The organism is Streptomyces sp. NPDC005393, from assembly GCF_040606675.1.
Taxonomy (GTDB): Bacteria; Actinomycetota; Actinomycetes; order Streptomycetales; family Streptomycetaceae; genus Streptomyces.
The window spans coordinates 20,753-36,468 of sequence record NZ_JBEXFG010000031.1 but is presented as its reverse complement, the minus strand read 5'-3'; the positions used below and the strand labels follow the sequence as shown (position 1 = coordinate 36,468).

General features: G+C 71.8%; 14 protein-coding genes. 6 read left to right on the top strand and 8 right to left on the bottom strand.

Annotation, left to right across the window (positions count from 1 at the left end; translation table 11 throughout):
• The first annotated feature begins 34 nt into the window (after positions 1 to 34).
• Complete coding sequence (locus tag ABZS71_RS23700) at positions 35 to 2,161, top strand: fructose-specific PTS transporter subunit EIIC (protein ID WP_356213269.1); 2,127 nt, start codon at positions 35 to 37, stop codon at positions 2,159 to 2,161.
• 7 nt (positions 2,162 to 2,168) lie between these two features.
• On the opposite strand, the gene ABZS71_RS23695 is transcribed toward ABZS71_RS23700, so the two are convergent.
• A complete protein-coding gene (locus ABZS71_RS23695; RefSeq protein WP_356213267.1) occupies positions 2,169 to 3,125 on the bottom strand; it encodes an FAD-dependent oxidoreductase in 957 nt (318 codons plus the stop codon).
• A 64-nt stretch (positions 3,126 to 3,189) separates the two neighbouring features.
• On the bottom strand, positions 3,190 to 4,332 hold the full coding sequence (locus tag ABZS71_RS23690) for a P1 family peptidase (RefSeq protein ID WP_356213264.1): 1,143 nt from the start codon (positions 4,330 to 4,332) through the stop codon (positions 3,190 to 3,192).
• A gap of 222 nt (positions 4,333 to 4,554) precedes the next feature.
• Between ABZS71_RS23690 and ABZS71_RS23685 the strand changes: the two genes are divergently transcribed.
• Both ABZS71_RS23685 and ABZS71_RS23680 read left to right on the top strand, forming a co-directional pair.
• Positions 4,555 to 5,097 carry an AMP-binding protein gene (locus tag ABZS71_RS23685; RefSeq protein ID WP_356213261.1) on the top strand — a complete coding sequence of 181 codons (543 nt, stop codon included), beginning with the start codon at positions 4,555 to 4,557 and terminating at the stop codon, positions 5,095 to 5,097.
• Positions 5,098 to 5,100: 3 nt separating this feature from the next.
• On the top strand, positions 5,101 to 5,289 hold the full coding sequence (locus ABZS71_RS23680) for a hypothetical protein (protein ID WP_355845202.1): 189 nt from the start codon (positions 5,101 to 5,103) through the stop codon (positions 5,287 to 5,289).
• 7 nt (positions 5,290 to 5,296) lie between these two features.
• Here ABZS71_RS23680 and mscL read toward each other — a convergent pair whose 3' ends face one another.
• From mscL to ABZS71_RS23655, 5 genes are all read right to left on the bottom strand, one after another.
• Entirely contained in the window at positions 5,297 to 5,788 is a 492-nt protein-coding gene (mscL, locus tag ABZS71_RS23675) for a large conductance mechanosensitive channel protein MscL (protein WP_356213400.1), read from the bottom strand.
• 108 nt (positions 5,789 to 5,896) lie between these two features.
• Complete coding sequence (locus tag ABZS71_RS23670) at positions 5,897 to 6,553, bottom strand: RcpC/CpaB family pilus assembly protein (protein ID WP_356213258.1); 657 nt, start codon at positions 6,551 to 6,553, stop codon at positions 5,897 to 5,899.
• Positions 6,554 to 6,713: 160 nt separating this feature from the next.
• Positions 6,714 to 7,562 carry an S-methyl-5'-thioadenosine phosphorylase gene (locus ABZS71_RS23665; RefSeq protein ID WP_355845196.1) on the bottom strand — a complete coding sequence of 283 codons (849 nt, stop codon included), beginning with the start codon at positions 7,560 to 7,562 and terminating at the stop codon, positions 6,714 to 6,716.
• Positions 7,563 to 7,644: 82 nt separating this feature from the next.
• Positions 7,645 to 8,010 (bottom strand): FmdB family zinc ribbon protein, encoded by a 366-nt coding sequence (locus ABZS71_RS23660; protein ID WP_356213255.1) that lies wholly within the window; start codon positions 8,008 to 8,010, stop codon positions 7,645 to 7,647.
• A 135-nt stretch (positions 8,011 to 8,145) separates the two neighbouring features.
• The gene (locus tag ABZS71_RS23655) at positions 8,146 to 9,654 is read right to left on the bottom strand and encodes a potassium/proton antiporter (RefSeq protein ID WP_356213252.1); all 1,509 of its coding nucleotides are present in this window, start codon (positions 9,652 to 9,654) and stop codon (positions 8,146 to 8,148) included.
• Between the two features lie 257 nt (positions 9,655 to 9,911).
• Here ABZS71_RS23655 and ABZS71_RS23650 point away from each other — a divergent pair, with 257 nt between their 5' ends.
• Positions 9,912 to 12,665, top strand: a complete 2,754-nt coding sequence (locus tag ABZS71_RS23650) for a penicillin acylase family protein (protein WP_356213249.1) — start codon at positions 9,912 to 9,914, stop codon at positions 12,663 to 12,665.
• A 104-nt stretch (positions 12,666 to 12,769) separates the two neighbouring features.
• Here ABZS71_RS23650 and ABZS71_RS23645 read toward each other — a convergent pair whose 3' ends face one another.
• Positions 12,770 to 13,369, bottom strand: a complete 600-nt coding sequence (locus ABZS71_RS23645; protein ID WP_356213397.1) for a 5-formyltetrahydrofolate cyclo-ligase — start codon at positions 13,367 to 13,369, stop codon at positions 12,770 to 12,772.
• An 85-nt stretch (positions 13,370 to 13,454) separates the two neighbouring features.
• On the opposite strand from ABZS71_RS23645, the gene galU reads away from it, so the two are divergent.
• Both galU and glp read left to right on the top strand, forming a co-directional pair.
• Positions 13,455 to 14,357, top strand: coding sequence for a UTP--glucose-1-phosphate uridylyltransferase GalU (galU, locus tag ABZS71_RS23640; RefSeq protein WP_355845184.1), 903 nt, complete (start codon positions 13,455 to 13,457; stop codon positions 14,355 to 14,357).
• A gap of 4 nt (positions 14,358 to 14,361) precedes the next feature.
• Positions 14,362 to 15,687: a gephyrin-like molybdotransferase Glp gene (glp, locus tag ABZS71_RS23635; protein ID WP_356213246.1), complete on the top strand. Its 1,326-nt coding sequence runs from the start codon at positions 14,362 to 14,364 to the stop codon at positions 15,685 to 15,687.
• The last annotated feature ends 29 nt before the right edge of the window (positions 15,688 to 15,716 follow it).

The window sequence follows — 15,716 nt, the reverse complement described above, 5'->3', positions numbered from 1 at the left end:
CCCAGGGCGGCACCGCACACAAGGGAGCCGCGAGATGAGTGAGCTGATCACCGCGGATCTGGTCGACCTGGACCTGTCCGCCGACACCAAGGAAGCCGCCGCCCGGTCGCTCGCCGAACGCATGGTCGCGGCCGGCCGCGTCACCGACCTCGACGGCTTTCTCGCCGACGTGGCGGCGCGCGAGGAACAGATGCCGACCGGTCTGGACGGCGGCATCGGCATACCCCACTGCCGCAGCGAACATGTCACCGAGCCGACGCTGGCCTTCGGGCGCAGCACGACCCGCATCGACTTCGGCGCGGCGGATGGACCGGCCGATCTGATCTTCCTGATCGCGGCCCCTGCGGGCGCGGACAGCGATCATCTGACGATTCTGTCGAGCCTGGCGCGACAGCTGATGAATGCCTCGTTCACCGGCGCGCTGCGCGCGGCCGACCAGCCGGAGCAGGTGGCCGCCCTGATCCGCGGCGACGAGCGGGCCGAGGCCGAGGCGCCGGCCGCCCCGGCGGCCCCCGCCGCGGAAACCCCTGCTGCGCAGGCCGCCGCGCCGGAGGCCGCCGCGCCGGATGCTGCCGCTCCCGAGGCCGCCGCCCCGGAGGCCGCCGTCTCCGAGAGCGCCGCGCCGGAGCCGACGGCCCCCTTCCGGATCGTCGCCGTCACCTCGTGCCCGACCGGTATCGCCCATACCTATATGGCCGCCGAGTCGCTGGAGAACGCCGCGCGTGAGGCGGGCGTCGAGCTGGTGGTCGAGACCCAGGGCTCGGCCGGATTCGACAAGCTCCCCGCCGCCACCATCGCCGCCGCCGACGCGGTGATCTTTGCGCACGATGTGGAGGTGCGGGACAAGGCCCGGTTCGCCGGCAAGCCGACCGTGGACGTCGGGGTGAAGGCGGGCATCAACCGCCCCGCCGAACTGGTCGCCGAGGCGCGGGAGAAGGCCGCGCGCGGCGAGATCAGCGCGCCGGCCGACGCCACGGCGGAGCGCTCGGCGCCGATGGACGCGGACGGCGCGGGTGACGGCTTCGGCACCCGGCTGCGCACGTGGCTGATGACGGGCGTCAGTTACATGGTCCCGTTCGTCGCTGCGGGCGGTCTGCTGATCGCGCTCGCCTTCGCGATCGGCGGCTACGAGATCGCGAGCGCCAAGTCCGTCGCGGACCACTTCGTCTGGACCGAGACCGCCAGCTGGGCGGCGCTGCTCTTCCAGATCGGCGGTGCGGCGTTCACCTTCCTGGTGCCCGTCCTCGCGGGCTATATCGCCTACGGCATGGCCGACCGGCCCGGTCTGGTCCCCGGCTTCGTCGGCGGCTTCATCGCGACCACCATCAAGGCCGGATTCCTCGGCGGTCTGGTCGCGGGTCTGATCGCGGGCGCGGTCGTCATGGGCATCCAGCGGTTCAAGGTCCCGGCGGCGCTGCGCGGCATCATGCCGGTCGTGGTGATCCCGCTGATCTCCTCGGCGGTCGTCGGCTTCCTGATGTTCGTGGTGATCGGCAAGCCCATCGCCTCCGCCCAGAAGGCGATGACCGACTGGCTCAACGGCCTCTCCGGCGCCAACGCCATCATTCTCGGCGTGATCCTCGGCCTGATGATGTGCTTCGACCTGGGCGGCCCGGTCAACAAGGTCGCGTACGCCTTCGCGACCGGCGGTATCGCGGTGTCGGACCCGTCCACCGGCAGCCTCAAGATCATGGCCGCGGTGATGGCCGCCGGTATGGTCCCGCCGCTGGCGATGGCGCTGGCCACCACCGTGCGCGGACGGCTGTTCACCAAGACCGAGCGGGAGAACGGCAAGGCCGCCTGGGTGCTGGGCGCCTCCTTCATCAGCGAGGGCGCGATCCCCTTCGCCGCGGCGGACCCGCTGCGGGTGATCCCCTCGTCGATGGTGGGCGGCGCGGTCACCGGCGCGCTGTCGATGGCCTTCGACTGCACGCTGCGCGCCCCGCACGGAGGCATCTTCGTGGTCCCGCTGATCGGCCAGCCGTTCCTCTACCTGCTGGCCATCGCGGTGGGCACGGCGGTGTCGGCCGGACTGGTGGTCTTCCTCAAGGGGCTGCGGAAGACGGCGGAGCCGGAGATCACCACGGCCCCGGCCGGTGGCGGGGCCGCCGCCCCGAGCGGCGCCACCGAGGACGAGCCGAAGGTGGCGGTCGCGGTCTGACCGCATCTCAGCCACCCCCCGCTCCACCCGGCGCCATGGCGCCGATGTCCGTGGGCAGGCCGCGCGAGGCGTAATAGGCGCCGAGCGCGGCCTCGCCGCCTGATCCCATGGCGGTCGCGATCCGCTGGAAGCGCGCCGAGCGCAGATCACCCGCGGTGAAGACCCTGGGGTGCTGGCGCGCGGGCGGACAGTACCCGGACGGGTCGACGGCGACGGCCCCGCCCGGAGGCGCAGGTGCGCTGCCCAGATTGAGGAACGCGATATCGGCCGTGAGGGTGCGCCGCTCGCCCTCCACGGTCAGGACCTCGGCGGTGATCGGCGCCGGGGGAGCGGCGGCCGACGAGGACCCGAACTCCAGCCGCCGCACGGCCACCGGCTCCACCCGCGAGTCCCGCCTGATCTCCTCGGTCTTGTAGGCGTCCTCGGGCGGATACGCGACCAGCAAGCGGGTCGTCAGCTCCGGATGGGCACGGGCCAGGGTGCCGAGGGGACGGTCCGCGCCCAGGACCAGCACGGTGCGGTCGGCGAGCTCCGCCGGATCCGCCTCCCACAGTGGGGACAGCGCCCGGCCCTCGGCGCCGCTGAGCCACCCCACATCCTCAGGCCCCAGCGGCCCGACCCCCGTGGCGACGACCGCGTACGGCGCGGTCAGCCGCGACGCATGAGCCCGTGCGGGCTCCACGGTGACTTCCACCCGGTCGTCGAAGGCGTCGACGCGCGTGGCCCGGCGGCCCACGGAGACCCGGCAGGGATCGCAGCGCGCCACATCGGCCTCGATCGCCGCCGCCAGCCCGGGACCGCTGGTGAAGCCGAGGACATTGCCCACCACCGGGATGCGCCGCAGCGCACCGCACAGGGCGTCGTCCGACTCGATCAGCACGGACCGCATCTCAAGGCTCGCCGCCATCACGGCGGCGGCACAACCGGCCGGACCCCCGCCGATGATCAGCAGATCGGTGTCCATGGTGATGTCTCTCCCCCGTTTCCTCATCTTCGGTCGTACTCGCCCGGCTCTCCCGGCGGCCGGGTCAACGGCCGTACAGATCGCGGTACGCGGGGAAGACGCCCCCCGGGCCGTCCACGCCCTCCGCCGCCAGCACCGCCTTGACCACCGCCCGCGTCAGCACATCCGCCCCCGCCGCCAGCACCTCGTTCAGCACCCCGCTCTCCCGGTGCACCCCGAACGCCGGATCCCCGGTGCCGTCCTGGCCGCCGTCCGGCACCAACGGGCGGTCGCCCGTGGCCAAGGCGAAGACGGTGTCGCCGTCGGACAGCAGATGCACCGGCCGGACGGCCCGCGCCAGCCCGTCGTGCGCCGTGCCGGCGAGCTTGTGCGCCTGGGCCCGGGTGAGCGCGGCGTCGGTGGCGACCACGGCCAGGGTGGTGTTGAGCGGGGGGTGTACGGACGCGGCCTGGCGCCGCTCCGACTCGGCCCGCGCGGCGGCCAGCCGACGCAGCGCCTCGGCGTGCTCGGCCTCCCCGAGCCGGTGCGGCCCGCCGTCGTCAGACGGCTCGTACACCTGCCCGTACAGCACACCCGTCCGTGGATCGACCACCGAGCCCGCCGCGTTGACCACCGCCAGCGCGGCCACCGTGATGCCGGACGGCAACACCGTGGAGGCCGAACCCGTGCCGCCCTTGAGCCCGCCGGCCACCGCGCCCGTGCCCGCGCCCGCATTCCCCTGCGCGACCGGCGCGCCCGGCTCCGAACGGGCCGCGGCCTCGATCGCCTCACGGCCCAGCGCCGCGTCCGGCCGGGCACGCCAGTCGCCGCCCCGGCCCAGGTCGAAGAGGGCGGCGGCCGGCACCACCGGGACGACCTGCGCCGGATCGGGGCCGACCCTGAAGCCCCGGCCGTGCTCCTCCAGCCAACCGGTCACCCCCGAGGCGCTGTCGAGGCCGAACGCGCTGCCGCCGGTCAGCACCACGGCATCGACGCGCTGGACGAGATTGCGCGGATCGAGGGCGTCGGTCTCCCGGGTGCCGGGGCCGCCCCCGCGCACATCGGCCGCGGCGACCGCCCCGCCCTCGGGCGCCAGCACGACGGTCGTCCCGGTCAGCCAGCCGCCGCCGGACCGCTGGGCGTGGCCGACGCGCAGCCCTCGGACATCCGTCAGCCCGTCGGCCCGGTCGGGATGGGGAGATGCGGGGATGGCCCGGTCGGCATTCATGGAAGCTATGCGTAGCACGGGAAGCCGTGCCCTGGTCGTGGAGCGAGGCGAGGACGGACCGGGCACAGAGCCTCCCGCGATCGCGGCCGCGCGGCGCGAGCCGGGTCCGCGAGCCCCTGGAGAGAGCCTCCGACCCCCGTGTAGGGGACGTTCATCAGACGTTGATGGCTTGGCAGCAGTCTGTGTGACATGCCGTTCGCCCCCGTCCGAAAGAAGACCGCCGTGCCTCGTGCCTCTCGGACGGAGGAGCTCCCGACACTGGCCGCCGATACGCGGCAGACAGCCCGGGTGGCCCTCCGCTGGATCAGCGAGCCGGACCGCACCGAGGAGCTCACCCATGCCGAGCTGCTCAACCAGGCGGCCAGGGCCGCGGCCGCCCTGACTCGGCTCGGGGTGCGCGCCGGGGACCGGGTGGCGGTCCATCTGCCGCTGGTGCCCGAATCCGTGATCGCCACGCTCGCCTGCGGCCGGCTCGATGTCGTCCGCGGCAGCCTCCCTGTGGGGCTGCGCGCCCATGAACTGCGCGATCGGATCCGGGAGATGGGGGCCAGGGTGGTCATCACCGCGAACGGTGAGCAGCGCTGCGGGAAGCCGCAGCCGCTCAAGCAGCTCGTCGACCGGGCGCTGACCGGCTGCCCGGAGGTGCGGTCGGTGCTGGTGGTCCACCGGCTCGGCCGCCCGGTGTCCTGGACGCCCGGCCGGGACCTGTGGTGGCAGGACGAGCTCGGCCGGTACACCGAGCCGCTCGCGCGGCCGTACTCTTGAGGCATGAGCACCGCCCCCGCCCCTGGACCGCGCGATCCTGCCGCCGCGCTGGACTTCGGAGATCCACTGTCGCAGCAGTCACCGGACGATACGGACCGCGGGTGGGGTGAGCGGGTTGCTGGCGGCGACAGCGCCGACAGTGCCGCGGATCTGGCTCGGTTCCTCGATGAGAAGCCGCCCCACCATCTCTGACGGTGCCCTAGAGGGTGTCGCTGCCGCTGCGGAGACCGGCACCGCTGCCGCGCTGCGCCATCAGCTCGTCGCGGATCTCGCGGAGCAGGGTGATCTCCGCGGCCTCCGTCTCGGCCTGCTCCTCCTCCGCCTTCGCCTCCCTGGCGGCCTTCCGCGCCAGATAGCGCGACATCGGCAGCACCATCAGGAAGTACACCACCGCCGCCGTGATCAGGAAGGTCAGCACGGCGCTGAGCACGGTGCCCCAGAGGATCGGGATGCCCCGGACGATACCCCCCGTGGCGTTCATCTCGCAGGGCGCCTTGAGACAGGAGCGGTACTTCTCGAGGTCCTTCGTGCCGAAGGCCCCGACTATGGGATTGATCAAGCCCTTCACTATGGAGTTCACGACGGCGGTGAAGGCGGCTCCGATGACGACCGCGACAGCCAGATCGATCACATTGCCGCGCATCAGGAAGGCTTTGAAGCCCTCCACGACGCTCTGCTTCTCCTCGGTCACCTTCTCCTTGCTCAACCCACTGCCTCTCTTTCGCCGCGCCGGTGCTGGAGCGGACCATTCCGCAACCTACACCGGCGGGGAACAGGGGCATCAGGCGAGGCGGGGGAGTCAGGAGCGGCACAGCGCCACCGCCAATCGGGAGGTGGCCGCGGCACCGGCCAGCGCGGCCGCCGCCTCTCTCGGCACCGTCAGCACCACCAGCGCCCCGCCGTCCGCCGAGGCCCCGGTGTCCCCGGCGTCCCCCGCGCCGCCGCCCGCGGAGTCGCCGGCCGGGGAATCACCGTCCACGGCCCCGCCGCCCCTGGGTCCAGGGACAGAGGCCACCGTGACCCCGCGCGCGACCATCCGCGCGGCGGCGCCGGACCCATGCCTCTGAGCGGCGGAGTCGGGCGCGGGCGCGGCCAGCACATCCACTCGGTCGCCGGGGTGCAGCAGCCGCACCGCGGCCGCGTCGGCGATCCGGACCGGTGCGGACACCAGGGCGGGGCGCGGCTCGTCGGTCCGGCTCCCGGGCCGGCCTTCAGCCGCCGGGGCGGGCGCCGGTGAGGACGCCCGGTCCGTAGGGTCCTGGCCGGGTGGTGCCGCCGCCGCGAGCGCCGCGGCCGTGAGCGCCAGCCCGGCCGCCATCGCGCGCCGTCGCCGCCGCACCGCCCGCCGGACCCGGTATCCGCCGTCGCGCCCGACCCGCACCGGGCCGAACCGCGGGACCGCTCGGGCCGGGGGAGCGGAGCGGGGTAACGCGAGCGTGGGGGACGGATGGGACATGGCACATCACCGCCTGCCGTGAGGGACCGGGAGCTTCTGGCTCCCTCACGATGCCCGCCCCCGCCCGATTCCGCTCGGGCCTGTGGACGACCCCTGGGCTGTGGACAACTCGCTCGCCCGGGCGAGCGACACCCGCACCGCCCCGCCGCCCCGACGCGCCTTACGGCAGCTCGATCCCCAGGTCCCAGCCCTCGTGCCCCCGGCTGCACAGACAGTTCCGCCCGGAGGTGTCCGGCAGCTTGCCCACCGCGTCGAAGAGCACCTCACGCAGCCGTCCGACGTTCTCCCCGAACACCTTCAGCACCTCGGTGTGCGAGACGCCCTCGCCCGTCTCCACCCCCGCGTCCAGATCGGTGACCAGCGTCAGCGACGTGTAGCAGAGCTCCAGTTCCCGTGCGAGCACCGCCTCGGGATGGCCCGTCATGCCGACCACCGACCAGCCCTGTGCCGCGTGCCAGCGCGACTCGGCCCGGGTGGAGAAGCGCGGCCCCTCGACCACGCACATCGTCCCGCCGTCCACCGGCTCCCAGTCCCGGCCGCGCGCCGCCTCCACGGCCGCCTTCCGCCCCACCGGGCAGTACGGGTCGGCGAAGGTGGTGTGCACGACATTTGGCCTCCGTCCGTCCGGCAGCGGCTCGCCGTCGAAGTAGGTCTGGGTACGCCCCTTCGTACGGTCCACCAGCTGGTCCGGTACGAGCAGCGTCCCCGGTCCGTACTCCGGCCGCAGCCCGCCCACCGCGCACGGGCCGAACACCTGCCGCACCCCGACCGAGCGCAGGGCCCAGAGGTTGGCGCGGTAGTTGATCCGGTGCGGCGGCAGATGGTGCGTGCGGCCGTGGCGGGGGAGGAAGGCGACCCGCCGTCCCGCGATATCGCCGAGGAAGAGCGAATCGCTCGGCGCCCCATAGGGAGTCTCTATCGTGATCTCGGCCACATCGTCGAGGAACGAATAGAACCCCGACCCCCCGATGACCCCTATGTCTGCGTGTCCGCTGCTGGTCTCAGCCATGCGGTCACCCTAGCCAGGCGCGCCCTGACGAACGACACCCCGCCGCGTCCCCAGGGGACGCGGCGGGGTGTCTTGTGAAGAATCAGGCGGCCGAGCTGCTGCTGCTCGATGTCGAGGACGTCGAGGAGGAGGGTGAGGACGAGCCCGACCCGGACGACGAGTCCGAGGACGAGGACGACGAGTCCGAGGACGAGGAGGACGACGAGCTTCCGCTATCGCTCTTCGCCGCCGGCTTGGCCGAGCCGGCGCCCGAGCTGCTGGAGCTGGAGGAGGAGCGGCTGTCGTTCCGGTAGAAGCCGGAGCCCTTGAAGACGATGCCGACGGCCGAGAACACCTTCTTCAGGCGTCCCTGGCAGCTGGGGCACTCGGTGAGCGCGTCGTCGGTGAACTTCTGCACCGCCTCGAGGCCCTCGCCACACGCGGTGCACTGGTACTGGTAGGTCGGCACGTGCTTCCTCCTGGCACTCTCACTCAGTGAGTGCTAACGACGTTCCATAGTGCAGTATTCCTGCCCGTCAGTCCACTGCGGCAGGTCATTCGATGATCGATTCCACGTCCGGCACGTCGCCCGGTCCCGGCTTCGTCAGACCCCGCCCGTGCCCAGCCAGCCCGCCAGCTTGCCGCCCCGGCCCACCGCCCGCAGCCGCTGCTCCGCCGCGTCGCGCACCGGGTCCGTGGCCACCACCAGGAGCTCGTCGCCGCGCCGCAATACGGTCGACGGCAGCGGCACAAAACTGGTCCCTTCCCGTACGACCAGGGTGACCGCGGCCCCGGGCGGCAGCCGCAGCTCGCCGACCTCGACCCCGTGCATCTTGGAGCCCTTGGGGATCGACACCGACAGCAGATGCCCGCGCAGCCGCTCCAGCGGCGCCGACTCGATGCCCAGATCGGCGGTGGCGTCCTGCTCCCCGAGCCGCAGCCGGGTGGCGAGCCAGGGCAGCGTCGGCCCCTGGACCAGGGTGTAGACGATCACCAGTACGAAGACGATGTTGAAGATCCGGCGGCTGCCGGGCACTTCGCCGACCATCGGGATGGTCGCGAGCACGATCGGCACCGCACCGCGCAGTCCGGCCCAGGACAGCAGTGCCTTCTCCCGCCACGGCACCCGGAACGGCGCCGTGCTGATCAGCACCGACAACGGCCGGGCGACCACGGTCAGCACCAGTCCGACGACGAGGGCGGGCCAGATGTCATCGGCCAGCTCGTGCGGGGTCACGAGCAGCCCGAGCAGGACGAACATGCCGATCTGGGCGATCCAGCCCAGCCCCTCGGCGAAGGCGCGCGTCGCCGGCCAGTGCGGCAGCCGCGCGTTGCCCATCAGGAGCGAGGCGACGTAGACGGCGAGGAAGCCGGACCCGTGCGCCAGCGCGCCCGCCGCGTACGCCGCCACGGCGATCGCCATCACCGCGATCGGGTACAGACCCGAGGCCGGCAGCGCCACATGCCGCAGGCCGTACGCTCCCAGCCAGCCGATCGCGAGGCCGATCACCGCGCCGATCGCCAGCTCCAGGGCGATCTCGCCGATCAGGGAGTACCAGGGGTCCATGGGGCCCCGGGCGGAGAAGGCGACGACCAGGATCACCACCGGGGCGTCGTTGAAGCCGGATTCGGCCTCCAGAGCGCCCCTGAGCCGCTTGGGCAGCGGCACCTTGCGCAGCACCGAGAAGACCGCCGCCGCGTCCGTGGACGACACCACCGCGCCGATGATCAGCGCCTGCCGCCAGTCCAGTCCCACCACATAGTGCGCCGCCGCCGCGGTGACCCCCACGCTCACCGCGACACCCACGGTGGACAGCGCGGCGGCCGTCGGCAGGACGGGTTTGATTTCGCGCCACTTGGCGCTCAGGCCGCCTTCGGCCAGGATCACGACGAGCGCGGCGTAGCCGATGACCTGCGTCAGTTCGACGTCGTTGAAGGTGACGCCGATCCCGTCCGTGCCGATGGCGACGCCGATTCCCAGGTAGATCAGCAGGGTGGGCAGCCCGCTGCGGGAGGAGACCCTTACGGCCACCACCGCGACGAGCAGGACGAGGGAGCAGATCAGCAGCAGTTCATTGAGGTGGTGAACAGTCAGGGGCCGAACCTTTCTCACGCGAGCGGCGGGAACGGTTCGTGCGGTTCCCGGCCGACCGGAACTTCATTGCCTTACCTAACATTTTACGGGTTCTTGACGCGGGCCTCCTACGCGGGTCGTTCGCCGAGGTGTAGGAGCCCGGCCGGGTGGCCGCCCCGCACGGCCGGGTGGCCGGTGCGGGGCGTCAGTCATGACTCCGCGTCGGGGCGGCGACAGCCCTGCGCCTATGGTTGCTCCAGCACTCCAGGATCAACCCTGCCCCTCGAAGGACAGCGATGCCCGCCAACAAAACCGGCTCTCCTCGTAAGAAGAAGGGCCGACGCGTCCGCCTGATCGTGATAGCAGTCGTGCTGCTGCTCATCGGAGGCGTCGGCTACGGCACGTACTGGAGCATCAGTACCGTGCGTGCCTCTTTCCCGGAGACCACGGGATCGCTGCAGCTCAAGGGGCTGTCCGGCCCCGTACAGGTCAAACGTGACGGCTATGGGATACCGCAGGTCTACGGCAATACCCCTGAGGACCTCTTCCGGGCCCAGGGGTTCGTCCAGGCCCAGGACCGCTTCTGGGAGATGGACGTCCGCCGCCATATGACGGCGGGTCGGCTGTCGGAAATGTTCGGATCCGGCCAGGTCGAGACCGACGCGTTCCTGCGCACCCTGGGCTGGCACCGGGTGGCCCAGCAGGAGTACGACACCAAGCTGTCGGCGACCACCAAGAAGTATCTGCGCGCCTACTCCGACGGGGTCAACGCCTACCTCAAGGACCACCAGGGCAAGGCGCTGTCCGTCGAGTACGCGGCGCTGGACTTCAAGAACGACGGCTACAAGCCGGAGAAGTGGACCCCGGTCGACTCGGTCGCCTGGCTCAAGGCGATGGCCTGGGATCTGCGCGGCAATATGCAGGACGAGGTGGACCGGGCGCTGGCCTCCAGCAGGCTCAGCGCCCAGCAGATAGATGAGCTCTATCCGCCCTACCCGTACAGCCGGAACAAGCCGATCGTCCAGGGCGGCGCCCTCGACGAGGCCACCGACGAGTTCGACCCCCAGGCGAGCGCGACCAGCACGACGGACGGCACCAGCGCCGGGGGCGGGGCCACCGGAGCCGCCCAGGGGCTGCAGAGCCAGCTGTCCTCGCTCTCCAAGACCCTGGACCAGGTCCCGGCGCTGCTCGGCCCGAACGGCACCGGCATCGGCTCCAACTCCTGGGTCATCTCCGGCCAGTACACGACCACCGGCAAGCCGCTGCTCGCCAACGATCCGCACCTCGCCCCGCAGCTGCCGTCCGTCTGGTACCAGATGGGTCTGCACTGCAAGCAGGTCTCCAGCGCCTGTCCGTACGACGCGGCGGGCTTCACCTTCGCCGGTATGCCCGGGGTCGTCATAGGTCACAACCAGAACGTCAGCTGGGGCATGACCAACCTCGGCGCCGACGTCAGCGACCTCTATCTGGAGAAGGTCACCGCGAACGGCTACCTCTACGACGGCAAGCAGCTCCCCTTCACGACCCGCGAGGAGACCATCAAGGTCGCGGGCGGCAGGAGCCGTACGATCACCGTCCGCACCAGCAACAACGGCCCGATCGTCTCGGACCGCGACGACGAGCTGACGGACGTCGGCAAGAACGCCCCGGTCGGCAGCGGCGCCGACGATGTGGCCCCCGACCGCGGCGACGGCTACGCGGTGGCGCTGAAGTGGACCGCGCTCACCCCGTCCAACACCATGGACGCGGTCTTCAAGCTCGGCACCGCCAAGAACTTCAGCGACTTCCGCAAGGCGGCCCAGGACTTCTCGGTCCCCTCCCAGAACCTCATCTACGCCGACACCAAGGGCAACATCGGCTACCAGGCCCCCGGCCGGATCCCGGTGCGCGCCAAGGGGGACGGCCGCTACCCGGCGCCCGGCTGGGACTCGCGCTACAAGTGGAGCAAGTTCATTCCGCAGTCGGCGCTGCCCTGGGAGTACAACCCCAAGCGCGGCTATATCGTCACCGCCAACCAGGCCGTCATAGACAAGAAGAAGTACCCGTACCTGCTGACCGACGACTGGGGCTACGGCGCGCGCAGCCAGCGCATCGGCGACCTCATCGAGTCGAAGGTCAAGGACGGCGGCAAGGTCTCCACCGACGACATGCAGTCCATGCAGATGGACAACAGCAGTGAGATCGCCAAACTGCTGACGCCCTATCTGCTCAAGATCAACATCAAGGACGACTACGTACGCCGGGCGCAGCAGCTCCTGGAGAGCTGGGACTACACCCAGGACTCCGACTCGGCGGCCGCCGCGTACTTCAACGCCGTCTGGCGCAACACTCTCAAGCTCGCCTTCGGCGACAAGCTCCCCAAGGAGCTGCGGGTCAAGGGCCAGTGTCTGCGGGTCCGCCCGGCCGACGACTCCGGTCCGCTGGAGGACCTGGAGGGCAACACCCGGCTGGTGCGCGAGTGCGGCAAGCGCGACCCCGACATGGCGCAGCCGGACGGCGGCGACCGCTGGTACGAGGTCGTCCGGAACATTGTCAAGGACCCGGGCAACAGCTGGTGGAAGACGGCGGGCACCCGCAACAACCCCGGCGCGGCCAACCGTGACGAGCTTCTCGCGAAGGCCATGAGGGCCGCGCGCTCCGAGCTCACCGCCAAGCTGGGCAAGGACATCAACAGCTGGAGCTGGGGCCGGCTGCACCGGCTGACCCTGAAGAACCAGACGCTGGGCACCGAGGGCCCCGGCGTGGTGCAGTGGATGCTCAACCGCGGCCCCTGGAACCTCTCGGGCGGCGAGGCGGCGGTCAACGCCACCGGGTGGAACGCGGCGGGGGGCTACGACGTCACTTGGGTCCCCTCGATGCGGATGGTCGTCAACCTCGACAACCTCGACAAGTCGCGCTGGGTCAATCTCACCGGCGCCTCCGGGCACGCCTACCACGCGCACTACACGGACCAGACCGAGAAGTGGGCCAAGGGCGAGCTGCTGCCATGGGCGTTCAGCAAGAGCGCCGTGGACAAGTCGACGGACGACGAGCTGGCACTGACCCCCTAGCCCCCCGAAGGGCCCGGCGGCCGTGTGCGGGGCGCTCCCGCCCGGCCGGCTCCGGGCCCCGCCCGAACCTCGCGGCCCCGCTGTGAGACGCCTTCGGGCGCCTCTCAGCGCGGCCGCGGCGTGAACCGGTGGACCCCCGAGGGCGTCACGGCCGCGTGCACGGGCCGGTCGTGGCCTTCCTCGGGGACCTCGTCCAGCAGCTCGCCGTCGTAGAGCAGTACCACCAGCGCCGGATCGGCCCCCGCCCGCGCCAGCCGGGCCAGCACCCGGTCGTACGAGCCGCCGCCGCGGCCCAGCCGCATGCCGCGCCGGTCCACCGCGAGCCCGGGCAGCAGCACCACGTCCGCCCGGGTGACCGCCTCGGGGCCCAGCCGCGGCCCCGCCGGCTCCTGCAGTCCGTGGCGGGCGGGCACCAGCCGTCCGGGCCCCTCGTCCTCGCCCCAGTCGAGATCGTTGTCCTCCAGCAGGACCGGAAGCAGCACCCGCACGCCCCGCGCGCGCAGCGCCTCCCGCAGCGCGTGCGTGCCGGGCTCGCTCCCCATGGACACATACGCCGCCACCGTGGCCGCCCCGGCGAGCTCCGGAAGCTCCAGCGCGCGACACGCCAGAGAGGTCCGGGCTGCCTCGATGTCATCCGCAGTCAACCTGGCTCTCACCGTCAGGAGACGTCGCCGCAATGCGCGCTTACTAGCGTCGATATTGATCACTGGGTGCGCAAACTCCCTGTCTCATGTCACATTCACCGAATCCTCATCATTCGCCGCAAAGGCACCAGATAGGGTTCAGGACATGACTCAATCGCGTACTCGGATCAGCAAGGCTGTCATCCCTGCCGCGGGCCTCGGTACCCGCTTTCTTCCGGCCACCAAGGCCACCCCCAAGGAGATGCTGCCGGTCGTCGACAAGCCGGCGATCCAGTACGTCGTCGAGGAAGCCGTCACCGCCGGGCTGTCCGACGTCCTCATGATCACCGGTCGTAACAAGCGACCCCTGGAGGACCACTTCGACCGCAATTACGAGCTCGAAGAGGCCCTGACCCGCAAGGGCGACGAGACCCGACTCGCCCGCGTCCAGGAGTCCAGCGACCTGGCGACCATGCACTACGTCCGCCAGGGCGACCCCAGGGGCCTCGGCCACGCGGTGCTGTGTGCCGCCCCGCACGTCGGTGACCAGCCCTTTGCCGTCCTCCTCGGCGACGACCTCATCGATGCCCGCGACCCGCTTCTGGCCGGGATGGTCGAGGTCCAGGAGCAGCACGGCGGCAGCGTCATCGCCCTGATGGAGGTGGATCCCCAGCAGATCCATCTCTACGGCTGCGCCGCCGTCAAGCCGACCCTGGAGGAGGGCGTCGTCCAGGTCACCGGCCTGGTCGAGAAGCCCGACCCCGCCGACGCGCCCAGCAGCTACGCCGTCATCGGCCGCTATGTCCTCGACCCGGCCGTCTTCGACGTGCTGCGCAGGACCGAGCCGGGGCGCGGTGGCGAGATCCAGCTCACCGACGCCCTCCAGGCGCTCGCCTCCGATCCGGACCTCGGCGGCCCGGTGCACGGCGTCGTCTTCAAGGGGCGCCGTTACGACACAGGCGACCGTGGCGACTATCTGCGTGCCATTGTCAGACTCGCGTGCGAACGTGAAGACTTGGGCCCGGAGTTTCGGGATTGGCTTCGTCGTTACGTCACCGAGGAGATGTAGCACTTTGAGCAGCACCGCGGCACGGGCCGCCGATCAGGGCGCCACCGAGGACCGGGACCGGGTCTGGACGGTGACCGAGCACCTCGACGACATCCTCGGGCGGATCCACCCGCTGGAGCCCATCGAGCTGCAGCTGCTCGACGCCCAGGGCTGTGTCCTGGTCGAGGACGTCACCGTCCCCGTCGCCCTTCCGCCCTTCGACAACAGCTCCATGGACGGCTATGCCGTCCGTACCGCTGACGTCGGCGCCGCGACGGCGGAGCATCCCGCGGTGCTGACCGTCGTCGGCGATATCGCGGCGGGCAGCGGTGAGCTGCCCACCGTGGGCCCGGGCGAGGCGGCCCGGATCATGACCGGCGCCCCGCTGCCGCCCGGCGGCCAGGCCGTCGTCCCCGTCGAGTGGACCGACGGCGGTCTGGACAGCGGCCCGGTCACGCACATGCTCGCGCGCGGTGCGGACCCCCACGGCGGAAGCGGCAGGGTGCGGGTCTTCCGGCCGGTCCAGGACGGGCAGCATGTGCGCACCCGGGGGAGCGACGCGGGCGCGGGCGAGCTCGCGCTGCGCGCCGGGACGGTCCTCGGGGCGCCGCAGATCGGGCTGTTGGCCGCGGTCGGCCGCGCCACGGTCAAGGTCCGCCCCCGCCCGCGCGTGGTCGTGCTGTCCACGGGCAGTGAGCTGGTCCAGCCCGGCGAGGAAGCGGGCCCCGGCCGTATCCATGACTCCAACAGCTTCCAGCTCACCGCCGCCGCCCGGGAGGCCGGCGCGATCGCCTACCGGGTGGGCGCCGTGATCGACGACGCCGCGACGCTGCGCTCGACCGTCGAGGACCAGCTGGTCCGCGCCGACATCGTGGTCACCAGCGGCGGTGTCAGCGTCGGCGCGTACGACGTGGTCAAGGAGGCGATGCACGACGTCGCGTTCCGCAAGGTCGCCATGCAGCCGGGCAAGCCCCAGGGCTTCGGCCGCGTCGGCCCGGACCGCATCCCGCTGCTCGCCCTGCCCGGCAACCCGGTCAGCTCGTATGTCTCCTTCGAGCTCTTCGTGCGCCCTGTGATCCGCACCATGCTGGGCGGCGGAGACGTCCACCGCCCTACGGAGCGCGCGGTCTGCCCCGAGGGCGTCGCGTCCTCCCCCGAGGGCAGGCGCCAGTTCCTGCGCGGCTGGTACGAGCCGGCGGCGGCGGACCGGCCGGCCACCGTCACCCCTGTGGGCGGCGCGGGATCGCACCTGGTCAAGGCCCTGGCCCAGGCCAATGCGCTGATCGTCGTCCCCGAGGAGGTCACCGGGGTCGCCCCGGGGGCCGAGGTGGACGTCATCCTGCTCACCTAGCGCCCGGCCGCGGCGGGTACGGTGTCGTC

Coding starts and splice junctions, on each gene's coding strand:
- ABZS71_RS23700 (WP_356213269.1), top strand. CDS start 35: ATGAGTGAGCTGATCACCGCGGATCTGGTCGACCTGGACCTGTCCGCC.
- ABZS71_RS23695 (WP_356213267.1), bottom strand. CDS start 3,125: ATGGACACCGATCTGCTGATCATCGGCGGGGGTCCGGCCGGTTGTGCC.
- ABZS71_RS23690 (WP_356213264.1), bottom strand. CDS start 4,332: ATGAATGCCGACCGGGCCATCCCCGCATCTCCCCATCCCGACCGGGCC.
- ABZS71_RS23680 (WP_355845202.1), top strand. CDS start 5,101: ATGAGCACCGCCCCCGCCCCTGGACCGCGCGATCCTGCCGCCGCGCTG.
- ABZS71_RS23670 (WP_356213258.1), bottom strand. CDS start 6,553: ATGTCCCATCCGTCCCCCACGCTCGCGTTACCCCGCTCCGCTCCCCCG.
- ABZS71_RS23665 (WP_355845196.1), bottom strand. CDS start 7,562: ATGGCTGAGACCAGCAGCGGACACGCAGACATAGGGGTCATCGGGGGG.
- ABZS71_RS23650 (WP_356213249.1), top strand. CDS start 9,912: ATGCCCGCCAACAAAACCGGCTCTCCTCGTAAGAAGAAGGGCCGACGC.
- galU (WP_355845184.1), top strand. CDS start 13,455: ATGACTCAATCGCGTACTCGGATCAGCAAGGCTGTCATCCCTGCCGCG.